22 protein-coding genes are annotated in these 21,550 nt (G+C 72.7%); 12 read left to right on the top strand and 10 right to left on the bottom strand.

Translation table 11 applies throughout. The features are described from left to right. Positions 1–36: 36 nt before the first annotated feature. Positions 37–2,490 carry an ATP-dependent helicase HrpB gene (gene hrpB, locus DRV84_RS10790; protein ID WP_115980391.1) on the bottom strand — a complete coding sequence of 818 codons (2,454 nt, stop codon included), beginning with the start codon at positions 2,488–2,490 and terminating at the stop codon, positions 37–39. Between the two features lie 147 nt (positions 2,491–2,637). Here hrpB and meaB point away from each other — a divergent pair, with 147 nt between their 5' ends. The 4 genes from meaB (at position 2,638) to DRV84_RS10810 (ending at position 5,030) form a co-directional block, all read left to right on the top strand. Then, a complete protein-coding gene (gene meaB, locus DRV84_RS10795) occupies positions 2,638–3,609 on the top strand; it encodes a methylmalonyl Co-A mutase-associated GTPase MeaB (protein WP_115980394.1) in 972 nt (323 codons plus the stop codon). A 232-nt stretch (positions 3,610–3,841) separates the two neighbouring features. After that, the gene (gene rpmB / locus DRV84_RS10800) at positions 3,842–4,132 is read left to right on the top strand and encodes a 50S ribosomal protein L28 (protein WP_115980397.1); all 291 of its coding nucleotides are present in this window, start codon (positions 3,842–3,844) and stop codon (positions 4,130–4,132) included. Positions 4,133–4,176: 44 nt separating this feature from the next. Continuing rightward, positions 4,177–4,521, top strand: coding sequence for a hypothetical protein (locus DRV84_RS10805; protein ID WP_147298853.1), 345 nt, complete (start codon positions 4,177–4,179; stop codon positions 4,519–4,521). 44 nt (positions 4,522–4,565) lie between these two features. Next, entirely contained in the window at positions 4,566–5,030 is a 465-nt protein-coding gene (locus DRV84_RS10810; protein ID WP_115980403.1) for a copper chaperone PCu(A)C, read from the top strand. Between the two features lie 32 nt (positions 5,031–5,062). On the opposite strand, the gene DRV84_RS10815 is transcribed toward DRV84_RS10810, so the two are convergent. Genes DRV84_RS10815 through DRV84_RS10835 form a run of 5 tightly spaced genes read right to left on the bottom strand, consistent with a single transcriptional unit; the run spans position 5,063 to position 9,368 of the window. Then, on the bottom strand, positions 5,063–6,013 hold the full coding sequence (locus tag DRV84_RS10815) for a DUF2927 domain-containing protein (RefSeq protein WP_115980406.1): 951 nt from the start codon (positions 6,011–6,013) through the stop codon (positions 5,063–5,065). Then, positions 6,010–7,188: a toxic anion resistance protein gene (locus DRV84_RS10820; protein ID WP_115980408.1), complete on the bottom strand. Its 1,179-nt coding sequence runs from the start codon at positions 7,186–7,188 to the stop codon at positions 6,010–6,012. Before DRV84_RS10820 ends, DRV84_RS10815 begins: the two co-directional genes overlap by 4 nt. 11 nt (positions 7,189–7,199) lie before the next feature. Then, positions 7,200–8,114: a 5-bromo-4-chloroindolyl phosphate hydrolysis family protein gene (locus tag DRV84_RS10825; protein ID WP_115980410.1), complete on the bottom strand. Its 915-nt coding sequence runs from the start codon at positions 8,112–8,114 to the stop codon at positions 7,200–7,202. Beyond that, positions 8,114–8,323, bottom strand: a complete 210-nt coding sequence (locus DRV84_RS10830) for a hypothetical protein (RefSeq protein ID WP_115980413.1) — start codon at positions 8,321–8,323, stop codon at positions 8,114–8,116. Before DRV84_RS10830 ends, DRV84_RS10825 begins: the two co-directional genes overlap by 1 nt. A 55-nt stretch (positions 8,324–8,378) precedes the next feature. Next, complete coding sequence (locus tag DRV84_RS10835) at positions 8,379–9,368, bottom strand: pseudouridine synthase (RefSeq protein ID WP_115980416.1); 990 nt, start codon at positions 9,366–9,368, stop codon at positions 8,379–8,381. Positions 9,369–9,430: 62 nt separating this feature from the next. On the opposite strand from DRV84_RS10835, the gene DRV84_RS10840 reads away from it, so the two are divergent. Then, a complete protein-coding gene (locus DRV84_RS10840; RefSeq protein WP_115980474.1) occupies positions 9,431–9,880 on the top strand; it encodes a nucleoside deaminase in 450 nt (149 codons plus the stop codon). Positions 9,881–10,692: 812 nt separating this feature from the next. On the opposite strand, the gene DRV84_RS10845 is transcribed toward DRV84_RS10840, so the two are convergent. Beyond that, on the bottom strand, positions 10,693–10,998 hold the full coding sequence (locus tag DRV84_RS10845) for a DUF6476 family protein (protein WP_115980419.1): 306 nt from the start codon (positions 10,996–10,998) through the stop codon (positions 10,693–10,695). On the opposite strand from DRV84_RS10845, the gene DRV84_RS10850 reads away from it, so the two are divergent. The 4 genes from DRV84_RS10850 (at position 10,997) to DRV84_RS10865 (ending at position 14,808) form a co-directional block, all read left to right on the top strand. Next, entirely contained in the window at positions 10,997–12,034 is a 1,038-nt protein-coding gene (locus DRV84_RS10850) for an RluA family pseudouridine synthase (RefSeq protein ID WP_115980421.1), read from the top strand. The genes DRV84_RS10845 and DRV84_RS10850 overlap by 2 nt on opposite strands. Next, complete coding sequence (cls, locus tag DRV84_RS10855) at positions 12,031–13,473, top strand: cardiolipin synthase (RefSeq protein ID WP_115980424.1); 1,443 nt, start codon at positions 12,031–12,033, stop codon at positions 13,471–13,473. The genes DRV84_RS10850 and cls overlap by 4 nt, the downstream gene beginning before the upstream one ends. Positions 13,474–13,670: 197 nt before the next feature. Next, positions 13,671–14,567, top strand: a complete 897-nt coding sequence (rpoH, locus tag DRV84_RS10860) for an RNA polymerase sigma factor RpoH (protein ID WP_115980427.1) — start codon at positions 13,671–13,673, stop codon at positions 14,565–14,567. A 10-nt stretch (positions 14,568–14,577) separates the two neighbouring features. Then, on the top strand, positions 14,578–14,808 hold the full coding sequence (locus tag DRV84_RS10865) for a hypothetical protein (protein WP_115980429.1): 231 nt from the start codon (positions 14,578–14,580) through the stop codon (positions 14,806–14,808). Here DRV84_RS10865 and phaZ read toward each other — a convergent pair. After that, a complete protein-coding gene (phaZ, locus tag DRV84_RS10870; RefSeq protein ID WP_115980432.1) occupies positions 14,805–16,067 on the bottom strand; it encodes a polyhydroxyalkanoate depolymerase in 1,263 nt (420 codons plus the stop codon). The genes DRV84_RS10865 and phaZ overlap by 4 nt on opposite strands. Before the next feature lie 134 nt (positions 16,068–16,201). On the opposite strand from phaZ, the gene DRV84_RS10875 reads away from it, so the two are divergent. The 3 genes from DRV84_RS10875 (at position 16,202) to phaR (ending at position 19,286) form a co-directional block, all read left to right on the top strand. Then, complete coding sequence (locus tag DRV84_RS10875; protein WP_115980435.1) at positions 16,202–17,995, top strand: PHA/PHB synthase family protein; 1,794 nt, start codon at positions 16,202–16,204, stop codon at positions 17,993–17,995. Between the two features lie 142 nt (positions 17,996–18,137). Further along, a complete protein-coding gene (locus DRV84_RS10880; RefSeq protein WP_115980438.1) occupies positions 18,138–18,599 on the top strand; it encodes a phasin, PhaP in 462 nt (153 codons plus the stop codon). Positions 18,600–18,728: 129 nt separating this feature from the next. Beyond that, positions 18,729–19,286: a polyhydroxyalkanoate synthesis repressor PhaR gene (gene phaR, locus DRV84_RS10885; RefSeq protein ID WP_115980441.1), complete on the top strand. Its 558-nt coding sequence runs from the start codon at positions 18,729–18,731 to the stop codon at positions 19,284–19,286. Between the two features lie 19 nt (positions 19,287–19,305). On the opposite strand, the gene DRV84_RS10890 is transcribed toward phaR, so the two are convergent. Together DRV84_RS10890 and DRV84_RS10895 are read right to left on the bottom strand one after the other, a co-directional pair. Next, on the bottom strand, positions 19,306–20,493 hold the full coding sequence (locus tag DRV84_RS10890; RefSeq protein WP_239995056.1) for a DegT/DnrJ/EryC1/StrS family aminotransferase: 1,188 nt from the start codon (positions 20,491–20,493) through the stop codon (positions 19,306–19,308). Between the two features lie 115 nt (positions 20,494–20,608). Next, positions 20,609–21,541 (bottom strand): glycosyltransferase family 2 protein, encoded by a 933-nt coding sequence (locus DRV84_RS10895; protein WP_115980447.1) that lies wholly within the window; start codon positions 21,539–21,541, stop codon positions 20,609–20,611. Positions 21,542–21,550 lie beyond the last annotated feature (9 nt).

Consider the following 21,550-nt stretch of genomic DNA (forward strand, 5'->3'; position numbering starts at 1 on the left):
CCCCGTCAGATTGGCCCCCCTCCAGCTGGTCGCCCGTCAGCCGCCCTTGCGCTTCGTGCGCAGCGTGGGCGCGGCCTCGGTCGGGTCCTCGGGCCAGGGGTGCTTCGGATAGCGCCCGCGCATCTCCTTGCGCACCTCGGCGTAGGCCCCGGCCCAGAACCCCGGCAGGTCCGTCGTCGTCTGCACCGGCCGCCCCGCGGGCGAGAGGAGCGTGATGCGCAGCGGGCGGCCGCCCACCTGCGGATGCGCCGTCCGGCCGAACATCTCCTGCAGGCGCACCGAGATCTCCGGCGCCTCGCCGGTGTAGTCGATGGGCACCCGCCGGCCGAGCGGCGTCTCGAAGGCGCCGGGCACCGCGCGGTCGAGCGCCCGTTCGCCCATCGGCCCGAGCCGTGCGCGCAGTGCGTGGCTAAGGTCGAATTGCGCCCAGTCCTCGGCGCTGCGCACGCCTGAGAGGAAGGGCAGCAGCCAGTCCTCCAGCGTCTCCATCAGCGCCGCGTCCGAGAGGTCTGGCAGGTCGAGCCCCGCCGCCCGGCCGAGCGCGACGCGCGCCTGCAGCCGCCGGACGGCCGCCGACGGGGCGAGGCCAAGGTCGCGCACGCCCTCGAGCATCGCCCCGGCCACGCGATCGGCCGGCACCTCGCGCCAGATCCGGTCGTCGAGCGCGATGGCGCCCAGCCGCTCCTGGCGCCGGGCGACGACGCGGCGCGCGCGCCGCGACCAGCGGCAGACCTCGACCCAGCCGATGCGCTCGGGAAAGAGCGCGCGCAGCTCGCCCTCGGTGACCGCCGCCGCCCGGCGCACCCGCGCCTCGCGCCGGTCGCCGTCCAGATCGCTCGCCACGATCAGGCGCGCCCCGGCGAGCGGATCGTCCTCGGGCAGCGCCGCGCCCTTGCCGCCCGAGAGCAGGTAGCGCGGCGCCTCGCCCTTGCGGCGCAGGCCGATCCGGTCGGGATAGGCGAGCGCCGCCATCGCGCCGGGCGAGAGGGGGCCGAGCGTGTCGCCCTCCGGCGCCGCCTTTTCCAGCCGCGCGGCCTCGGCCCGGAGGCGCTCCACCGCGCCGCGGTTCGGCGCCCAGGGCCGCTCCTCGGTGAAGCGCGCGGGGTCGCGCAGCGCCTCGAGCCGCAGGGACAGGTCCACCGGCGCCGCGCGGGGCAGCGGGTCGCGGTCGGCCATCAGCGCGGCGAGCGGCGCGGCCTGCGCGCCCGCGCGGGTCAGCATGTGGCCGAGCCGCGGGTGCAGCGGCAGCGCCGCGAGGCGGCGGCCGTGCGCCGTGACGCCGCCCCGCGCGTCGAGCGCGCCGAGCGTCTGCAGGAGCGCCACCGCCTCAGCGTAAGCCGCCGGGGGCGGCGGCGTGGGGAAGGGCAGCGCCTCGTGCGCCGCGCCCCAGAGCGCGAGCTCCAGCGCCAGCCCGGCGAGGTCGGCCGCCTCGATCTCGGCCGGCGGATGGGCGGCGAGCGCGCCCTCCTCGCCCTTCGACCAGAGCCGGTAGGCGACGCCCGGCGCGACGCGCCCGGCCCGGCCCGCGCGCTGCGCCGCCTCGGCGCGCGTCACGCGCTCGGTCACCAGCCGCGCCATCCCCGCCCCCGGGTCGAAGCGCGAGCGCCGCGCGCGGCCCGCGTCCACGACCACGCGGATGTCCTCGATGGTGAGCGAGGTCTCGGCCACCGAGGTCGAGAGCACCACCTTGCGCGCGTCCCGCTCGGGGCGGATCGCCGCGCGCTGCGCGGCGAGCGGCAGCGCCCCGTAGAGCGGCCGGATCACGCAGCCCGCGGGCAGCCGGCCCTCGAGCGCGGCGGCGGTGCGGCGGATCTCGCCCTCGCCCGGCAGGAAGACGAGCACGCCGCCCTCCGTCTCCGCGATGGCCCGCGCCACGAGATCGGCGGTCGCCGCCTCGAGCCGCGCGCCCCGCCCCAGCGGCCGGTCGAGCCAGCGCGTCTCGACCGGGAAGCTCCGCCCCTCGGCGCGCACCACTGGCGCGGCCATCAGATCGGCGAGCGCGGCGGTCTCGAGCGTCGCGGACATGGCGAGCAGGATCAGGTCCTCGCGCAGCGCGCCCGCGATCTCGAGACAGAGCGCGAGGCCCAGATCGGCGTTGAGCGAGCGTTCGTGGATCTCGTCGAAGATCACCGCGCCGACGCCCGAAAGCTCCGGGTCGGACTGGATCATCCGGGTGAGCACGCCCTCGGTGACCACCTCGATGCGCGTGGCGGCCGAGACGACGCTCTCGCCGCGGATGCGGTAGCCCACGCTGTCGCCTGGACGCTCGCCCAGCGCCTCGGCCATGCGCTCGGCGGCGGCGCGCGCGGCGATGCGGCGCGGCTCCAGCATCACGATGCGCCCTTGGGCGAGCCCGGCGGCGTCGAGCGCGAGGGGCACGCGCGTGGTCTTGCCCGCGCCCGGCGGCGCCTCCAGCACCGCGCGGCGGCGGGCGCGGAGCGCGTCGAGCAGCTCCGGCAGGGCGGCGTCGATCGGGAGCGGCTGGGCCATCGGCGGCGGTTATCACGCCCGCGCGCGGCGGCGTCCAGAGGGCGGCGGTGCGCAAGCCGCTTGCAAGCGGCTTGCGCCCGGCGTCGAGGGGGGTGGACACCGCCCCGGGCTTCGCGTCATCTCGGCGCGCCCGAAAGGAGGCCGCGCATGGACATCGACCCTCTCGCCCGCGCCGTGGCGCAGGGCGACCGCCGCGCGCTCGCGCGCGCGATCACGCTGATCGAAAGCGGGCGCGACGATCACCGCGCGCAGGCGGTCGCGCTGCTCGAGGCGCTCAAGGACACCGGCCGCGAGGCGCTGCGCATCGGCCTGTCGGGCACGCCCGGCGTCGGCAAGTCGAGCTTCATCGAGGCCTTCGGGCTGATGCTGATCGCGCGCGGGCTGCGCGTCGCGGTGCTCGCCGTCGATCCCTCGAGCGCGCGCTCGGGCGGCTCGATCCTCGGCGACAAGACGCGGATGGAACAGCTCTCCCGCGCGCCGGAGGCCTTCATCCGCCCCTCGCCCGCGCAGAGCCAGCTCGGCGGCGTGGCGCGGCGCACGCGCGAGTCGGTCGCGCTCTGCGAGGCGGCGGGCTTCGACGTGGTGCTGATCGAGACCGTGGGCGTCGGCCAGTCCGAGACGGCGGTGGCGGAGATGTCGGATCTCTTCGCGCTCCTGCTCGCGCCGGCGGGCGGCGACGAGCTGCAGGGGGTCAAGCGCGGCATCATGGAGATCGCGGACCTGATCCTCGTCAACAAGGCCGACGGCGCGCTGCGCGAGGCGGCGGTGCGCACCTGCGCGGATTACGCGGGCGCGCTGCGCCTTTTGCGCAAGCGCCCGGAGGACCCGGAGGATTTTCCGAAGGCGCTCACCGTCTCGGCGCATACCGGCGACGGGCTGGAGAGCGCCTGGACCGAGATGCAGGCGCTCGCCGACTGGCGGCGGGAGACCGGGCATTTCGCCGCGCGCCGGGCCGAGCAGGCGGCGGCCTGGTTCGCCGCGGAGGTGCGCGAGGGGCTTCTGGCGCGCCTCACCCGCGACGCGGAGACGCGCGCGCGGATGGAGGCGATGACGGCGCGCGTGCGCGCCGGCGAGGTGACGCCCGAGGGCGCCGCGGCGGAGATCCTCGCCGCGCTCTGAGGCGGGGCCGCCGCGGGGCGGGGCCGCGGGCCGGCGTCGATCCGGCGCAGGCGCGGCCGGCCCGCGCTTTTGGTCCCGCGCGCGCAAGCCGCGCGGGGCAGGTGCGCCGGGATTCCCGGTTGACAGGGGCGCCGCGCTGGTGTTGAAGCACGCGACGACGTGCCGGCCCCGCCGAGGCGGGCCGATTGTTTTCTTTCTCGCCGAGCCGAGACCGCCAAGTCACGAGGATGCCATGTCGCGCCGCTGCGAACTGACCGGAAAAGGCCCGATGGTGGGCAACAACGTCAGCCACGCCAACAACAAGACCAAGCGTCGGTTCATGCCGAACCTGAACGACGTCACGCTCCAGTCCGAGGCGCTGGGCCGCGGCGTCAAGCTGCGGATCACCGCCTCCGCGCTGCGCACGGTCGATCACCGCGGCGGGCTGGACGCCTTCCTCGCCAAGGCCAAGGACGACGAGCTTTCGCCAAAGGCGCTCAAGATCAAGCGCGAGATCGCCGCGGCCCGCGCCGCGGAGGCCTGAGGCGCGCATGGCGCCGGCCGCGCGGCCGTCCTGACGTGCCGGGCGTGACGCTGCGCGCCTGTCTCTCCGCCCTGCTCGCCGTGACGCTCGTCGTCACGGCGCAGACGCTCGCCGCCGCGCGGGCGCAGCCGGCTCCGGCCGGAACCATGGTGATCTGCGCCGCGCAGGGGCTCGTCACCGTGGCGGTGGATGCGCAGGGCGAGCCGGTCGGCCCGCCGCACATCTGCCCCGACGGGGCGCTCGCGCTCATGGCCGGGCCGGCGCCCGTGGCCGCGCCGCTCTCCCGCGCCGACGTCACGCAGGTCGCGCGCGCCTTCGACACCCGGGCGCGGGCGCCCTTGCAGCCCTTCGTCCCCTTCGCGGCGCGCGCGCCGCCGCGCTTCCTCTGATCCGCGCTTTCCGTCAGATTTCACCGCGACAGAGGAGACGGCCCATGCCGCTCAAACCCCTGATGATCGCCGGCGCGCTCGCGCTGGCCGCCCTGCCCGCCGCCGCCGGGACCGGCATCGTGATCGAGGACGCCTACGCCCGCAGTTCCGGCATGATGGCCGCCTCGGGCGCGGCCTTCATGACGATCGAGAACCGCACCGGCACCGACGACCGCCTGATCGGCGCCGCCTCCGAGGTGGCCGAACGCACCGAGCTTCACACCCACGAAGAGGACGACATGGGCGTGATGCGCATGATCCACGTCGAGGAGGGCTTCCCGCTCCCCGCCGGGGAGACGCTGTCGCTCGCCCGCGGCGGGCGGCACGTCATGTTCCTCGGGCTGGCCGAGCCCTTCGAGCAGGGCGACAGCGTGACGCTCACGCTGGAGTTCCGGGAGGCCGGCGAGGTCACGGTCGAGGTGCCCGTCGATCTCGAGCGCATGCCGGCGCACGGCCACTCGATGAACTGAGACCCCGGGGGCGGCGCGGCCTGTGCCGCCCCTCAGCTGCCCGTGCGCTCGGCGAGGATGCGGCGCAGGACGGGGCGCGCCTCGTCCAGCGTCATGCCCGCCTCGAGCCGCGGGTCGTAGAGCATCCGCAGCAGCATCTCGTCGTGGCTCGTCAGCAGGGCGAACTCGTCGTCGTCGTTGAAGATCGAGGGCCGCGCGCGCGGGCTGTCGTTGGCGAGGCCGAGGCCCTGCGCGACTTCCTCGTGGATGCAGGAGCGCCGCATCAGGTCGGGATGCTCCGCCCGGATGAAGGCGATGGCCTGATCGTAGCGCTGCCCGCCCGGGTCCTCGGAGAAGGCGAAGACGAGGCAATGCACGGCCCGCGGCAGATCGCGGATGATGCCGAGCGCGTTGGCGTCGATGTCGGGCACGAGCGCGCGAATGCGGCGCAGCGCCCGGGCGCGGTCGTCCTCTCCCATGAAAAGGACGTGAAAATTGGCCGATCCGCCCTCGGTGTAGGTGATCGGATGCCCGGTGACCCGCGCCAGCCGGGCGGTGTAGGCGCGCAACGCGTTCTCGTCGCGCGTGCGTTGCGCGGGCGGGACGCTCGCGCCGAACTCCGCCGTGACGCGCACCGGGCCGGGCCAGCGCTTGAGCCGGCCGGAGGTGTCGGCAGCGCGGCGCAGGCCGCCGCCGCGCACGTATTCCTCGTAGAAGGCGATGCGCTCGAAGTTGCGGAGCAGATCGCGCGCGCCGTAGCGCGTGTCCGGTCCGCCGCCGTCGGTGCGCAGGAGCCCCCGCGCGAGCAGGTCGTCCTGCAGCCGCGCGTAATGGGCCGCGAGCGCGCGGCTCTCCTCGGAGCGGCCGGCCTGCGGGGCCGGGCGCGTCTCCTGCGGCGCGTCCCGCTCCGGCGTCTCCGGCGCGGGGCTGTCGGGCGGCGCCACCGTGCAGGCCGCGAGCAGCGCCAGAACCGGCGCGAGACGGGCGGCGCGCCACGCGGTCATCCCGAGGGCGCCTCCGTCGCGCTGCGGCTCTTCGCGGCCGAGAGCGCCTCGCGCAGCTCGGCTTCCATCTTCTGAAGCTCGCCCTCGGCCTCGGCACGCTTCGCCTTGCCTTCGTCGGCGATCTGAAGGCTTTCCTGAATCGTGCCGATGAGCTCGTCGTTGGCCTTCTTCACCGCTTCGACGTCGAAGACGCCGCGCTCCATCTCCTGACGGATCGCGCGGTTGCTCTCGCGCAGGGTCTCGGCGTTCGAGGTCAGAAGCTCGTTCGTCAGGTCGCTCGCCTCCTTCACCGCCGCCGCGGCCTCGGCTGAGCGCTGGATGGTGACCGCCTGCGCGAGCTGCGTCTCCCAGAGCGGCACGGTGTTGACGAGGGTCGAGTTGATCTTGGTCACCAAGCTCTTGTCGTTCTCCTGCACGAGGCGGATCGAGGGGAGCGACTGCATCGTGACCTGCCGCGTGAGCTTCAGGTCGTGCACCCGCCGCTCGAGGTCGTCGCGCGCCGCGCGCAGGTCGCGGAGTTCCTGCGCGGCCATCACCTGCGCGTCGGGGGCGGCGCCCTCGACCGCGCGCTCCTTGGCGGGGATGTCCTCCGCGTCGAGCGCGGCGAGCTTCGCCTCGCCCGCGGCGATGTAGAGCGCGAGCTCGTCGTAGAAGGCGAGCGTCTTTTCGTAGAGGTGATCGAGCGACTTGATGTCCTTCAGCAGGGTATGCTCGTGGCGGAGCAGATCCTCGGTGATGCGGTCGATCTGGGCCTGGATCTCCTCGTAGCGGGCGGTGAACTTGGCGAAGGGCGCGGCGCGGCCCATGAGCCGCTCCCAGAAGGTGCGCTCGCGGCGCACGTCGAGCTCGGAGACCGAGAAGCCGCGGATCGTGGTGACGATGTCGCGGAGCGAATCGCCCGCCGGGCCGACGTCCTTGTTGCGCACGTCGGCGAGCATGGACTGGCTGATCTCCTGAAGCTCCGCCTGCGCGGTCGAGCCGAAGGAGACGATGGAATTCGTGTCCGAGAGGTCGATCTCCTCCATCCGGCGGCGGATCTCGGCCGAGGTCTGCGGGTCGGCCTCCTCCAGCGGGGTGACGGCCGACGCCTCGCCCGGTTCGGGCAGGCGCACGGCGGTGGCCTCGTCCACGAGTCCGGTCGCCTGCTCCGCCTCCGCGCGTACCTTGTCCGACATCTGCTCTGTCCTCACTCTTCGCTGTCCTCGGTGCGCAGCCCCTCGCGCCGGAGCCGGTCGCGCAGCACCTCGATCTCGACGGTCAGGTCGGCGCGATCGTTCTGCAAGAGTTTCCGCGTGCGGGCCGCGAAATTCTCCTCCAGGTCGTCGAGAAGGGCCATGTAGTCGCGCCGCGCGGCGGCGTTCGGGCCGCGCTCGGCGATTTCGGCGTATTTCGCCGTCGCGTCGCGCGCGCCGGTCAGATAGACCGAGAGGTAGCGCCGCGCGGCGTTCAGGTCGCGCGGGTCGCTCTCCAGCGTCCGGAAGAGCGCCTGCGCCGCCGCCTCGAAGCCGGCGACCCGCTCCTCGAGCGCGCGGTCGCCGAGCCGGTCGGCGATGCGCCGGATCTCGGCGAGCTTCGCCTCGGCCTGCTCCACCGCGCGGGTGACGCGGCCCTGCTGCACCTCGTCCACGCCGGGCAGCCCCTTGTCCGTCAGCGGATCGATCCCGAAGGCGGTGACGTGCAGCGCCGCGGCGATCACCCCGTAAAGCCCCGCGCCCAGCGGATCGCCGCCCGAGAGCCCCGCGGCCACGGCGGTGCCCGCGCCGGTCAGCAGGCTCGCGGCCAGCTTGCGGGGCAGGGCCGGGCGGCGCGCCACTTTCCGGTCGTGATAGGCGGCCTCGGCGCGCAGCCCCTCCCGCGTGAGCCACGCGGCGAGCGCCCAGAGCCCCGCGCCGATCAGCCCGAGGGCCAGCCGCTCCGGCCCGCCGCCGAGCGCCACGACCGCCAGCACCGCGGCGGGGAGATAGAGAAAATTGACCCGCGCGCCCGCCGGGTCGATCCGGAAGCGCGTCGGCGCGGTCGAGAGGCGATGCGCGGCCGCGCGCGCCTCGCCGTCTTCGGGCGGGGGATCGGGGCTGTATCGGCCGCCGTAACGCTCCGCCATCACTCGGCCCCCAGCCAGCCGGCGGCGGTGCCGAGCATCACCGCCATCAGGAGGACATAGGCCGCGCGCTGCACCGCGTTCAGCCGCCCGCCGGGCCGGCCCATGGCACGCCCGGTCCGCTCGCCCGTCTCGGAGATCAGCGAGACGGCGATGGCGGCCGCGGCGGTGAGCACCGCGGCGAGCAAGAGGGCGATGATCAGTCGCGACACGAATGGGCCCCTCGGTCTGCCTATGCGCCAACATAGGCAATCGCCGCCCGTCTAGCTAGGTGCGCCCCGGCCCGCGCGGGCCGCGCCCGCCCTTGGTCGGTGCGCCCTTGGCTTGCCCGCCCTTGGCCGGCGCGCTCTTGCCATGCGCGCGCGTATCCGGCCCGCCCTTGCCGTGCGCGCCCTTGCCGTGCGCGCCCTTGCCCGGCCCGCTCTTGCCCGCCCCGTCGCCGCCGCGCCGCTGCGGTGCGTTCCGGCGCCGGGTGCGCGCGGGCTTGCCGGATTTTTCCGGGGTGCCCGCGGCCTCGGGCGCGAGGCCGAGCTGATCGCGCAGGATGCGGGGTTTCACCTCCTCCACCGCGCCGGGCTTCAGTTCGCCGAGCTGGAAGGGGCCGTAGCTCACCCGGATCAGGCGGTTCACGGGGAGGCCCACCGCCTCCAGCGCGCGGCGCACCTCGCGCTTCTTGCCCTCGCGGAGCGAGACCGTCAGCCAGGCGTTCGCGCCCGTCTGCCGGTCGATCCGCACGGTCATCGGCTGGAACCGCTCCCCGTCGAGCGTCAGCCCCGCGCGCAGCGGCGCGAGCGTGTCGTCGGTGGGACGGCCCTTCACCCGGACGCGGTAGCGCCGGGTCCAGCCGGTCGCGGGCAGCTCCAGCCGCCGCTTCACCGCGCCGTCGTTGGTCAGCAGGAGAAGCCCCTCGGAGTTCAGGTCCAGCCGGCCGACGCTCATCACCCGCGGCATCTCCTCGGGGAGCTCGTCGAAGACGGTGGGGCGGCCCTGTTCGTCCTTCGTCGTCGTCACGAGGCCCGCGGGCTTGTGGTAGAGCCAGAGGCGCACGGGATCGGGCGCGCCGATCTCGCGCCCGTCCACCGCCACGCGGTCGGCCGCGGTGACGTTGAGCGCGGCGCGCTCGATGCGCTTGCCGTTCACGCTGACGCGGCCCGCGGCGATCAGGCGCTCGGCCTCGCGCCGGCTGGCGACGCCGGCGCGGGCGAGCACCTTGGCGATGCGCTCGCCGTCGGGGGAGGGGGGGCTCTTGCCGCTCATGGCCCGGCTCTAGGCGCCGCGCGGCCCTTGCGCAAGCGCCGGCGGCCGCCCTAATGGCGCGGATGCCGTTTCGCACGCACATGGACGCCGCGCTCGCCGAGGCGCGCGCCGCCGCCGCCCGCGGCGAGGTGCCGGTAGGCGCGGTGGTGGTGGACCCGGCGGGCCGCGCGGTGGCGCAGGCCGGCAACCGCACGCGCGAGATGTCGGACCCCTCGGCGCATGCCGAGATGCTGGCGCTGCGCGCGGCCTGCGCGGCGGCGGGCTCCGAGCGGCTGCCCGGGCATTCCCTCTACGTCACGCTCGAGCCCTGCGCGATGTGCGCGCAGGCGATCGCATTCGCGCGGATCGCGCGGCTCTACTACGGCGCGGCGGACCCGAAGTCGGGCGGCGTGGCCCACGGCGCGCGGGTCTTCGCCCACCCCCAGGCGCACCACCGCCCCGAGATCTACCCCGGCCTCGCCGAGCGGGAGGCGGCGGCGCTCCTGCGCGCGTTCTTCGCCGCGCGGCGCTGAGCGCGCGCATCGGCCGCTGGCGCGGCCTCTTCGCTGGGGGCGGCGCAGCGTCGGTGTGGGCTTGGCGCTCCGTGGTTGGCTCTGCGGCGGGGCGGTCTCCGGCGGCGGGCCCGGCGCGGAGGCAACCGGGGGGCGGCCTGGGGCGCAGCCGGGCGGCGGCACACCGGCGCTTGGCCATCCGCCCGACGTGCGCGCGGCGGCAGGACCGCGCGTCGGAATATCGGTGCGGGGCCGCCTCGGCGGGAGACGCGGCGCGTCTGCGGCGCGGCCGGTGGGCAGGAAGCCGGGCGGCGGCACACCCGCGCGCCCGGCCATCGCACCGACGAGCCCGCCGCGCGGATCGCCGCCGATCGATCCACGCGCGTTTGGGCTGGGTCGGCCCCGGGCCGCACGGTCGCGGCGGTGCACCCGTGCGTCCGGCTCCGGCCAAGCCGTCTGAGGCGTCGCGCGAGGGAGCATCGGTCGACCCGCGCGCACCGCGAAGCGAGGCGCGCCCGGAAGGGCGCGAGCGAGCGATCTCATGGCTGATCAGCGGGCGCTGATCGGCAAGGGTGCTAACGCACGCGTATGAGCAGCGTTGGTCGAGCCGGAGGCCTGCTCCCGCTCGGCGGTCGCCCCCTGTCTGTTGGAAATGGTGTAGGATAACTGGTGCGAAAGGGAGCTTGTCCCCCCAGGGTCCATAAGCCCGGGCGGGAGCGGCGTCGGGCGCACGGCTCTGGAACACCTCGGCTGCGGTGACGGGTTCTCGAGGCGCGCACCGCGAAGCGAGGCGCGCCCGGAAGGGCGCGAGCGAGCGGGCCGCCGGGCCCCGGCTAGTCCGGCGTCTCGACCTGCACGGTCTGGCGCAGCGCGCCGGTGGTGCGGTCGTAGATCAGGATGCGGTCGTCGTCGGTGACCACCGCGTACCAGCCCGGCCCCTGCGTCAGCGCCACCGCCGCCGCGCCGCCGGGCAGGTCGATCGCCCGGGGCAGGGCGGGCGAGCGGTCGGTCAGGCGGATGACAAGCAGCGCGATCACGACTAGACACCCGACGATCATGGTCGCCGTCAGCGCGGTGACCAGCCGGCGCAGCCGCCTGAGCTGCGCGGGTTCCTGCTCCTCCCGAGGCGCCCCGTCCATGACCGAAGAGATCCTTCACTTCTACCTCGGCGCAGAACCGCCGTCCCGCCTTGATAAGGCGCTCGCGGCCCATGCGCCAGACGGGGCGAGCCTGTCGCGCTCGCGCCTCGCGCGGCTCATCGCCGAAGGTGCGGTGCGCGTGGACGGCGCGACGGCGCGCGATCCGGCCGCGCGGCCGGCGCCGGGGGCGGAGGTGGAGATCACGCTGGAGCTGCGCGCGCGCGACGATCTCGGGGCGGAGGCGATCCCGCTCGACGTGCTCCACGAAGACGCCGACGTGATCGTGATCGACAAGCCCGCGGGGCTCGCCGTCCATCCCGCGCCGGGCACGCCGGCGGGCACGCTCGTCAACGCGCTGATGTGGCACTGCGGCGACAGCCTCTCCGGGATCGGCGGCGAGGAGCGGCCGGGGATCGTCCACCGGCTCGACAAGAACACCAGCGGGGTGATCGTCGCCGCCAAGAGCGACCGCGCGCATCAGGGCCTCGCCGCGCAGTTCGCCACGCACAGCGTCGAGCGGCTCTACCGCGCGGTGGTGCACGGGCGCCCGGACGCCGCCGAGCCGCGGCTGATGGGCCTGCCCGGCGTCTCGGAGGAGCCGGGCGGCGTGCTGCGGATCGAGGCGCCCCTGGGCCGCAACCCGCACGACCGCCAGCGCCAGGCCGTCGTCAAGAGCGGCGGCAAGCGCGCGGTCACGCGCGCGCGCGTCACCGAGAGCTTCGGCACCCCGCCCGCCGCGGCGCTCTTGGAGTGCTGGCTCGAGACCGGGCGCACGCATCAGATCCGGGTGCATATGGCGCATGTGGGCCACGGGCTGATCGGCGATCCGCTCTACGGCGGGCGGCGGCGGCTCGCTGCGCGTGCCCTGCCCGGGGGCGCGGCCGAGGCCGCGGCGGCCTTTCCGCGGCAGGCGCTCCATGCCGCGGTGCTGGGCTTCCGCCATCCGGTCAGCGGCGAGGCGATGCGCTTCACCGCGCCGCTGCCGCCCGACATGGCCGCCCTGCTCGCGACGCTGCGTGGGGGCGGGGCGGGATGAGCGGCGCGGCGTTCGTCCTCGCCGCGGCCGGGGCCGGCTTCGTCGCGGCGCAGATCGCCACCCTATTCCGCATCCTCCTGCGCGAGCGGCGCACGCCGGCGGCGCGGCTGGCGTGGATCATCTGCGTCGTGGCGCTGCCCGGCGTCGGGATTTTTCTTTATTTCCTCTTTGGAGAGGTCGACTTCGGCCGGCGCAAGCTCCGCCAGCTCAAGGCGATCGAGGCGCGGCTGCCCCGCGCGGTGCCGGGCGTCGCGCCGGCCGCGCGTGAGCGCCTGCCGGCCGCGCAGGCGTTCGCGCGCGCCGCGGCCTCGAACGGCTTCGCGCCGGTCGCGGGCAATCGCGCGACGCTCGCGGCCTCCTCGGAGGACGCGATCCGGCGGCTCGTGGCGGACATCGACGCGGCGCGCGACAGCGTGCATCTCCTGTTCTACATCTGGCTCGAGGACGAGAGCGGGCGCGCGGTGCTCGACGCGGTGCGCCGGGCGGCCAGGCGCGGCGTGACCTGCCGGGTCATGGTGGACGCGCTCGGCTCGCGCAAGCTCACGCAATCGCCCGCGTGGGCCGCGCTCTCGGAGGCGGGGGTGCGGACCGGGCTCGCCTTCGGCTTCCGCTTCGCGCTCCTGCACATGTTCTTCGCGCGGGTCGATATCCGCAACCACCGCAAGATCGCCGTGATCGACGGGCGCATCGCCTATGTCGGCAGCCAGAACTGCGCCGACGCGGCCTTCCGGCCGAAGGCGCGCTACGCGCCCTGGGTGGACGTGATGGCGCGCGTCGAGGGGCCGGTGGCCTGGCAGTTGCAGTGCCTCTTCGCGGAGGACTGGGAGCTGCACGCGGGCGAGGACCTGCGCGATCTGCTCGCCGCGCCGGTCGCGCCCGTGCCCGGCGGCGCGGTGACGGCGGTGGCGATGGGGACGGGGCCGGACGACGCCTTCGCCGACGTGCCGGATACCGCGACGCTCCTTTTCGCCGCGGCGCGTGAGCGGCTCACGATCACCACGCCCTATTACGTGCCGAGCGAGACGGTGCAGCAGGCGATCTGCGCCGCGGCGCTGCGCGGCGTCGCGGTGGACCTCGTCCTTCCGGCGCGCAACGACAGCCTCGTCGTCGGGCTCGCCAGCCGGAGCTATTTCCGCCAGTTGCTCGCGGCAGGCGTGCGCATTCACGAATACCCGGGCGGCCTTCTGCACGCCAAGATCGTCAGCATCGACGGGCAGGCGGCGATGATCGGCTCGGCCAACCTCGACCGGCGGAGCTTCGAGCTCAACTTCGAGAGCTCGCTTCTCGCCGCGGACGGGGACTTCGTCGGCGCGCTCGACGCGCGGCAGGCCGACTACATCACCCGCGCCGAGCCCGTCGCGCAGGCGGAGGTCGCCGCGTGGTCGCACGGGCGGCGCGCGCTGCAGAACCTGATGGCGACCATGGCGCCGCTCCTCTGAGGCGGGGGTGTAACATTTCCGCCCGCGTGCGCACGTCCGCGTGAAACCGGCGCCGTGCTGACGGGTTTCCCTTTCGACGCCGCTCGCGATGCGGCATCCCTGCGGCGGGGTGCCCGAATGGCGGACTTGAACTGAACCGATCGGTTCACTATTTATGTTAAGCTCCGCAACATTGCGGGGACGCAGGAGAGGTCGAAATGGCGAATTATGGCAATCTGCCGGCCCCGAGCCCCGAGCAGGGCCTCAACCGCTACCTTCAGGAGATCCGGAAGTTCCCGCTTCTGGAGCCGGAGGAGGAGTACATGCTCGCCAAGCGCTGGGTGGAGGATCAGGACACCGAGGCGGCGCATCGGCTCGTCACCTCGCACCTGCGGCTGGCCGCGAAGATCGCCATGGGCTACCGCGGCTACGGCCTGCCGACCTCCGAGGTGATCTCGGAGGCGAACGTCGGGCTGATGCAGGCGGTCAAGCGCTTCGATCCGGAGAAGGGCTTCCGCCTCGCCACCTACGCGATGTGGTGGATCCGCGCCTCGATCCAGGAATACATCCTGCGCTCCTGGAGCCTCGTGAAGCTCGGGACGACCTCGGCGCAGAAGAAGCTCTTCTTCAACCTGCGCAAGGCCAAGGCGCGCATCGGCGCGCTGGAGGAGGGCGACCTGCGCCCCGAGGCGGTGCAGCGCATCGCGCAGGATCTCGGCGTGACCGAGGACGAGGTCATCTCGATGAACCGGCGCCTGTCGGGCGGCGACGCCTCGCTCAACGCGCAGGTCGGCCAGGAAGGCGAGGGCTCGCTCCAGTGGCAGGACTGGCTCGAGGACGAGAGCGCCGACCAGGCGAGCGAGTACGAGGCGCGCGACGAACTCGACGCGCGGCGCGAGCTTCTCGCCGAGGCGATGGGCGCGCTGAACGAGCGTGAGCGCGACATCCTCACGCAGCGCCGCCTGACGGACGAGCCGGTGACGCTCGAGGCGCTTTCGGGCCAGTACGACGTCAGCCGCGAGCGCATCCGCCAGATCGAAGTGCGCGCCTTCGAGAAGCTGCAGGAGCGGATGCAGACGCTGGCGCGCGAGAAGGGCATGACCGCCCCGGCGTGATGGGGCGGGCATGACGGAACGGGCGCCGCGCCGGGCGTGGCGCACCCGGATCCGGCTCTGGCGGCGCTGCATCCGCCGCCGCCTGCCGTCCGGCACGCGCCTGCCCCTCGGGCTTTTGCTGATCGCGGGCGGCGTGCTCGGGTTTCTGCCGGTGCTGGGCTTCTGGATGATCCCGCTCGGCGTCGCCGTGGCCGCGATGGATCTCGCGCCCCTGTGGCGACGCCTCCGCGGTCGCCGTTAGGCGACCTGCTCGGCCTCCTCGGTGTGCGGGCCGCTGTTGGCGTCGATGAAGTCGAGCACCAAGGGCCGGATGTTGTTGCGCCAGCTCTTGCCGGCGAAGATGCCGTAGTGGCCCGCATCCGGCTCGAGGTGGCTCGCCTTCTTCTCGGCGGGCAGCCCGGTCAGCAGGTCGAGCGCGGCGACGCATTGTCCGGGCGCCGAGATGTCGTCCTTCGCGCCCTCGACGGTCTTCACGGCGACGCGGGTGATCTGCCCGATGTCCACCGGCTTGCCGGCGACGGTGAAGCGGTTCTCCGCGATCTCGCGGTTCTTGAAGATGCGCTCGACCGTCGAGAGGTAGAACTCCGCCGTCATGTCCATGACCGCGAGATACTCGTCGTAGAAGCGGTTGTGCGGGTCGTGGTCCGACGCCTCGCCCTTCGCGGCGCGGATGATCTGGTCGCGGAAGGCGCGCGAGTGGCGGTCGGCGTTCATCGACATGAAGGACGACAGCTGCAGGAGCCCGGGATAGACCATGCGCCCGACGCCCTTGTACTTGAAGCCGACGCGCTGGATCAGCGTCTCCTCGAGCTGGCCCATGGTCACGCGGCGGCCGAAGTCGGTGACGTCGGTCGGCGTCGCGTCCGGGTCGATCGGCCCGCCGATGAGGGTCAGCGTGCGCGGCTGCGCCTCCGGGTCCTCGGCGGCGAGATGCGCGGTCGCGGCGAGGGCGAGCGGCGCGGGCTGGCAGACGGCGATGACATGCGTGTCCGGCCCGAGCTCGCGCAGGAAATCGACGAGGTAGAGGGTGTAATCCTCCACGTCGAACTTGCCGCAGCTCACCGGAATGTCGCGCGCGTTGTGCCAGTCGGTCACGTAGACTTCGCAGTCGGAGATCAGGCTCTTGACCGTGGAGCGAAGCAGCGTCGCGTAGTGGCCCGACATCGGCGCCACGAGAAGAACCTTGCGCGGCTGTTCGGGCCGGCCGACCACGTCGAAGTGAATCAGGTCGCCGAACGGCTTCTCCAGCACGGTCTCGACGCGCACGAGGTGATCGCGCCCGTCTTCGCAGGTGTGCGTGCGGATGCCCCAGTCGGGCTTGCAGACCATGCGCTCGAAGCTGCGCTCGGTCACCTCGCCCCAGGCGCCCATCCACTGAATCATCGGATTCGGGGCCATGGAAAGCCACGGATAAGCCGCCAGCGCCTTGGCGGTCGCACCGAGCCACTGGTTCGTGTTACGAACCGATTCCATGAAATCATAGGTCGCCATATAGCGCATCAGGGTCTCCTTTCGTCCGTCGCTCCGGACTGCGCCGCCCGAACATGCAGGCCACGACGCATATATCACTCGTTGCCCCGGCTCCCCCGGCAACCTACGCTGCACAGCAGCGAGATTAGGTGGAATCCGTTAACATGACAACCGACGACGACGCCGAGATCGAACGCGCCGAGCGCATGCAGGAAAATCTCCAGCGCATCGAGGAGCTCACGCAGCGGCTCATCCGCGCGCTCGGAAGCAAGCCGCCGTCGAATCCGGGGCTGAACGCGCCGGGCGGGGACCTCTACGCCAAGGCCGCCGCGGCGTGGTGGGTCGAGTGGATGCAGAACCCCGGCAAGCTGCTGGAACAGCAGATCGCCTGGTGGGGCAAGTCGCTCTCGCACTGGATCGAGGCGCAGAAGCAGCTCGCCCACGGCCAGCTGGAGCCGCCCGAGGACGACACCCCCGAGGACCCGCGCTTCGCCAACCCGCTCTGGAAGACGCACCCCTATTTCAACTTCGTCAAGCAGCAGTACATGATCTACGCGCAGGCGGTGGACGACGCCGTCAGCGCGATCGACGATCTCGACGAGACCGAAAAGCGCCGGCTGCGCTATTTCTCGCGCCAGATCGTCGAGATGATGGCGCCTACCAACTATTTCGGCACCAATCCCGACGCGCTCGAACGGGCGATCGAGACCGAGGGCGAGAGCCTCGTGAAGGGGCTCGAGAACCTCGTCGCCGATCTCGAGGCCAACGAGGGCGAGCTCGTCGTGCGCCTCGCCGACGAGCGCGCCTTCAAGGTGGGCGAGAACATCGGCACCTCGCCGGGCAAGGTCGTCTATCGCAACCGGATGATGGAGCTCATCCAGTACGCGCCCGCGACCGAGCAGCAGCGCGAGACGCCGCTCGTCATCTTCCCGCCCTGGATCAACAAGTTCTACATCCTCGATCTCAAGGCCAAGAACAGCCTCGTGAAATGGCTGACCGAGCAGGGCTACACCCTCTACATGGTCAGCTGGATCAACCCCGGCCCCTCCTACGCCGACGTGGGCCTCGAGGAATACGTCGACGAGGGCTTCCTGACCGCGATCCGCGAAGTGAAGGCGATGACCGGGCAGGCGCGCATCAACGTCGTGGGCTACTGCATCGCCGGCACGACGCTGGCGCTCACGCTGTCGCTGATGAAGAAGCGCGGCGACACCTCGGTGAAGTCGGCGACCTTCCTCACCGCGCTCACCGATTTCTCCGATCAGGGGGAGTTTACGCCCTTCCTGCAGGACGATTTCGTGGACGCGATCGAGGGCGAGGCGCGCGACGCGGGCGTCCTGCCGAGCCACGTCATGGCGCGCACCTTCTCCTTCCTGCGGTCGCGCGATCTCGTCTACGGGCCGGCGATCAAGAGCTACATGATGGGCGAGACGCCGCCGGCTTTCGACCTCCTGTACTGGAACGGGGACGGCGCGAACCTGCCCGCGAAGATGGCGATCCAGTACCTGCGCCGGCTCTGTCAGGACAATGCCTTCGCCGAGGAGGGCTTCGAGCTCTTCGGCGAGCGGCTGCGCCTCCGCGACGTCGACGTGCCGCTCTGCTCCGTGGCCTGCGAGACGGACCATATCGCCGCCTGGAAGGACTGCTACCGCGGGGTTCAGGGGATGGGCAGCCGGTCCAAGACCTTCATCCTCTCGCAGTCGGGCCACATCGCCGGCGTCGTGAACCCGCCGACCAAGAACAAGTACGGCCACTACACCAACGCCGACCTGAAGCTCGACCACGCCGCCTGGCGCGAGAGCGCGGCGTTCCACGAGGGCTCGTGGTGGCCGCGCTGGGACGCGTGGCTCGCGAAGCGGTCGGGCAAGTGGGTGCCGGCGCACGCGCCCGGTGATTCGGAGCATCCGCCGCTCGCCGACGCGCCCGGCACCTACGTCGTCGCGCCGCCAACGGATTGACCCTGCGGCATTTTCCGGATTTGTGCTGCGCTGCAGCAATTCATCCTTGAAATGCTGCGGTGCAGCAAGCATATTCCTCTCAGCACCGAGGCCGGGCGGGCCGGCACGGGATTGCTGCAGAGCTAGAGAGAGGACTTCGACCATGGCCAACGCCAAGACCGCCACCCCCGACATGACCCAGATGATGAAGGACATGATGTCCGCCTTCCCCGTGGACACGTCCTCGATGGAAAACAGCTTCAAGACCGCCGCGACGCTGAACGAGAAGCTCAGCAACGTCGCGATCGAGGCGGCCGAGAAGTCCACCGAGCTGCAGACCAAGTGGATGAAGGACGTCCTCTCCAAGATGGGCGACATGACGAAGGCCAAGACGGAGCCGGCGGACTACGCCAAGGCGATGACCGATTTCGCCTCCGCGCAGGCCGAGGTCACCGCCGAGCACATGGCGGCCTACGCCGAGATCGCCAAGAAGGTTCAGATGGACACCGTCGAGCTGATGATGGCCGCGGGCAAGGACATGTCCGAGGACGCCTCGGCCGCCATGAAAAAGGCGACCGCCGACGCGACCACGGCGGCCAAGAAGGCCTCCACCGCCGCCAAGTAAGGCGCGCGCGCCGCGCCGCGACGCGGCAGGATCGGTTTCGGGCGGGTGCGCTGCGGCGCGCCCGCCCTTTCATTTCGCCCCCGGGTCAACTACGTTTCAACGAAATGCCGCACACGGGGGAGTGAGCGCGTGGCCGAGACCGAAAAGCCGCTGCTGATCAAGCGCTACGCGAGCCGCCGGCTCTACAACACCGAGACGAGCGACTACGTCACGCTCGAGGATATCGCCGGCTTCATCCGGGCCGGCCGCGAGGTGCAGATCGTCGATCTGAAATCCGGCGACGACCTGACGCGGCAATACCTCCTGCAGATCATCGCGGAGCACGAATCGAAGGGCGAGAACGTCCTGCCGGTCAACGTGCTGACCGATCTCGTGCGCAGCTACACCGACAGCGCGCAGTCGGTGGTGCCGCAGTTCCTGTCCATGTCCTTCGAGATGCTGCGCGACAGCCAGACGAAGATGATGGAGAACATGGAGAAGATGAACCCGATGAGCGCCGTGCCGGGCTACGAGGCCGTGCGCGCGCAGCAGGAGGCCTTCCTCAAGGCGATGACCGGCGGCTCCGTCGGCGGCCTTTCCGGCCCGCAGCCCGAGGGGCGCGCCACCGAGAGCGACGAGAAGCAGGAGCTCGAGGAGATGCGCCGCCAGCTCGCCGAGATGAAATCCAAGCTCGACAAGCTGACGTAAGGCCGCGGCAGGCGCGGGCTCAGCCCCGCGCCGCGTCCTCCGCCGCGCCGGTCAGCGCCTCCGCGATCGCGTCGAGCTCGTCCGTCGCGAGCCGCGCGGGCAGGCGCACGTCGCAGGCGACCTCCAGCATCGCGCGCGTGCGCGGCAGCTCCACCCGCTCGGGCAGGAACTCCCAGTTCCAGAAGGCGCGCGCGTTGTCGCGGCTCATCCCGAAGATCTGCACCTTCACGCCGCGGTCCGCGGCGGCCCCGGCGAAGGCCGCGCGTTGCTCCCGCGTCAGGCCGACGAGGTTGAACTGGATCGAATCCGGCGCGCGCAGCTCGCCGGGCAGGGGCGCGGGCACCTCCATCCAGGGCGAGGCGTTCAGCGCCGCGGCGACGCGGTCGTGCCCGGCGCGTCCGTCGCGCACCCGGCGCGGCACCTCGGCGAGCTGCGGCCGGATCACCGCCGCGGAGAGGTTCGACATCCGCATGTTGTAGAGCGGCAGCCGGTTCTGCCACGTCTCGAAGGGCGCCTGCAGCGCGCCGTGCTTCTTCCAGTTGTGCTCGTAGGCGCCGGACATGATGACCGCGCGGGCGATCAGGTCGGCGTCGTCGGTCACCAGCATGCCGCCCTCGCCGCCGTTGACCAGCTTGTAGCTCTGGAAGCTGAAGGCGCCGACGCGCCCGAGCGTGCCGATCTTCCGCCCGTGCCAGAGCGTGCCGAGCGAATGCGCCGCATCCTCGATCACCGGCAGGTCGTGCGCCGCGGCGAGCTCCATGATCCGGTCCATGTCGCTGGTGTGCCCGCGCATGTGGCTGATCATCACCGCGTCCACGCCGGGCAGCTTCGCGGCGAAATCCTCGAGGTCGAGGCGGTAGTCCATCCCCACCTCGCAGAGCACCGGCACGCAGCCCGCGTGCACGATCGCCGAGGGCACCGCGGCGAAGGTGAAGCCCGGGATCGCCACCCGCGCGCCGCGCGGCAGGCCGAGCGCCTCGAGCGAGAGGAAGAGCGCGGCCGAGCAGCTCGACACCGCGAGCGCGAAGCGCGTGCCCATCATCTCGGCGAACTCGCGCTCCAGAAGCGCGACCGGCGCGTCCTCCGGCGCGGTGTAGCGGAAGAGATCGCCGGACAGGAGCAGCCGCTCGATCTCGGCCCGCGCGGCCTCGGGGATGGGCTCGGCCTGATGCGTGTCGGGCATCGCGGGAGCGTGGTGATCTTTCATTTCGATTTCCTTAATCGAGGTTGCGACAAGTCTAAATCCGCGCGGGCGAAAACGCAAAGCCGGGCGCGGCCGGCCGGCACGATGTCGCAGGGTGTGGCGGATCGGCCGCGCCGCCTCAGTCCGGGAAATGGCGCCGGCGCGCCGCCTCCAGCCCGAGGTCGCAGCGGTGCAAGAGCCCCTCGGCCTCCAGCCGGGCGAGGAGCGGGGGATGCGCCACCGCCACCGCCTCGAAGAGCGCGCGCAGCCCGGCCTCGCCCTCCTCCGCCTCGATCCGGCGGAAGAGCGTATGCAGGTTGAGCGCGCCCCGCGCCTGCGGGCGCAGCTCAACGCGGTAGGAGCCCTGCGCGAGCCGGTAGCGGTAGTGCGCGCGAAACGCCTCCCACGAGGGCGCGTGCAGGTGGCAGAGCCGCACGTCGGAGAGCTCCCGCAGGCCCGGGTTCTCGGTCTCCCCCGCGAAGGCGTTGTGGATCTTCAGTTTCAGCCCGTGCCCCGGGCGCACGAAGAGCTTGCCCTGCACGTGGCTCAGGAACCCGCCCGGCAGATGCGCGGCCCAGGGGCCGTAGATCCGCTCGGCGGCGGCCTGCCGCGCGGCGCGGTCGGCGGGCGCGGCCTTGAAGTGGACGGGCGGCCCGCCCGCCGGATCGGCCAGCGCCTCGATCGGGCGCACGCGGGCGGTCAGGCAGTCGGCCGGCAGGGCGGAGAGCCGCGCGCCGATGTCGCCCTCGGGCCAGAGGAACTCGTCCACGTCGATATGGGCGAGCCAGTCGCACTCCGCCCGGCGGTTCAGCGCGTGGCGGGCGTTCACGAACTGGCGCGACTGATGCTTCTCGGGGCGGCCCTTGCGCTTCGCCCACCAGGCGTCGTCGGTGCGCACGACACGCACCTTCGGATGGGCGGCGAGCCGGGCCTCGGCCTCCGGCGCGTCGGCGTCGAGGTAGAGGTAGAGCCGGTGCGTGCCGAGCGCGAGGTGATGCGCCGCGAAGCGCAGGATCGCGGCGTCCGGCGCCTTGATCGTGGCGATCACGCCCCATGTCGCACCGGCGCTCATGCGGGGCCG

It is taken from the genome of Rhodosalinus sediminis (assembly GCF_003385555.1).
Lineage (GTDB): Bacteria > Pseudomonadota > Alphaproteobacteria > Rhodobacterales > Rhodobacteraceae > Rhodosalinus > Rhodosalinus sediminis.

What these genes read in the sequence shown, in the direction of transcription:
- hrpB (WP_115980391.1), bottom strand. Translation starts at nt 2,490, where the DNA reads ATGGCCCAGCCGCTCCCGATCGACGCCGCCCTGCCGGAGCTGCTCGAC.
- meaB (WP_115980394.1), top strand. Translation starts at nt 2,638, where the DNA reads ATGGACATCGACCCTCTCGCCCGCGCCGTGGCGCAGGGCGACCGCCGC.
- rpmB (WP_115980397.1), top strand. Translation starts at nt 3,842, where the DNA reads ATGTCGCGCCGCTGCGAACTGACCGGAAAAGGCCCGATGGTGGGCAAC.
- DRV84_RS10810 (WP_115980403.1), top strand. Translation starts at nt 4,566, where the DNA reads ATGCCGCTCAAACCCCTGATGATCGCCGGCGCGCTCGCGCTGGCCGCC.
- DRV84_RS10815 (WP_115980406.1), bottom strand. Translation starts at nt 6,013, where the DNA reads ATGACCGCGTGGCGCGCCGCCCGTCTCGCGCCGGTTCTGGCGCTGCTC.
- DRV84_RS10820 (WP_115980408.1), bottom strand. Translation starts at nt 7,188, where the DNA reads ATGTCGGACAAGGTACGCGCGGAGGCGGAGCAGGCGACCGGACTCGTG.
- DRV84_RS10825 (WP_115980410.1), bottom strand. Translation starts at nt 8,114, where the DNA reads ATGGCGGAGCGTTACGGCGGCCGATACAGCCCCGATCCCCCGCCCGAA.
- DRV84_RS10835 (WP_115980416.1), bottom strand. Translation starts at nt 9,368, where the DNA reads ATGAGCGGCAAGAGCCCCCCCTCCCCCGACGGCGAGCGCATCGCCAAG.
- DRV84_RS10840 (WP_115980474.1), top strand. Translation starts at nt 9,431, where the DNA reads ATGCCGTTTCGCACGCACATGGACGCCGCGCTCGCCGAGGCGCGCGCC.
- DRV84_RS10850 (WP_115980421.1), top strand. Translation starts at nt 10,997, where the DNA reads ATGACCGAAGAGATCCTTCACTTCTACCTCGGCGCAGAACCGCCGTCC.
- DRV84_RS10845 (WP_115980419.1), bottom strand. Translation starts at nt 10,998, where the DNA reads ATGGACGGGGCGCCTCGGGAGGAGCAGGAACCCGCGCAGCTCAGGCGG.
- cls (WP_115980424.1), top strand. Translation starts at nt 12,031, where the DNA reads ATGAGCGGCGCGGCGTTCGTCCTCGCCGCGGCCGGGGCCGGCTTCGTC.
- rpoH (WP_115980427.1), top strand. Translation starts at nt 13,671, where the DNA reads ATGGCGAATTATGGCAATCTGCCGGCCCCGAGCCCCGAGCAGGGCCTC.
- DRV84_RS10865 (WP_115980429.1), top strand. Translation starts at nt 14,578, where the DNA reads ATGACGGAACGGGCGCCGCGCCGGGCGTGGCGCACCCGGATCCGGCTC.
- phaZ (WP_115980432.1), bottom strand. Translation starts at nt 16,067, where the DNA reads ATGCGCTATATGGCGACCTATGATTTCATGGAATCGGTTCGTAACACG.
- DRV84_RS10875 (WP_115980435.1), top strand. Translation starts at nt 16,202, where the DNA reads ATGACAACCGACGACGACGCCGAGATCGAACGCGCCGAGCGCATGCAG.
- DRV84_RS10880 (WP_115980438.1), top strand. Translation starts at nt 18,138, where the DNA reads ATGGCCAACGCCAAGACCGCCACCCCCGACATGACCCAGATGATGAAG.
- DRV84_RS10890 (WP_239995056.1), bottom strand. Translation starts at nt 20,493, where the DNA reads ATGAAAGATCACCACGCTCCCGCGATGCCCGACACGCATCAGGCCGAG.
- DRV84_RS10895 (WP_115980447.1), bottom strand. Translation starts at nt 21,541, where the DNA reads ATGAGCGCCGGTGCGACATGGGGCGTGATCGCCACGATCAAGGCGCCG.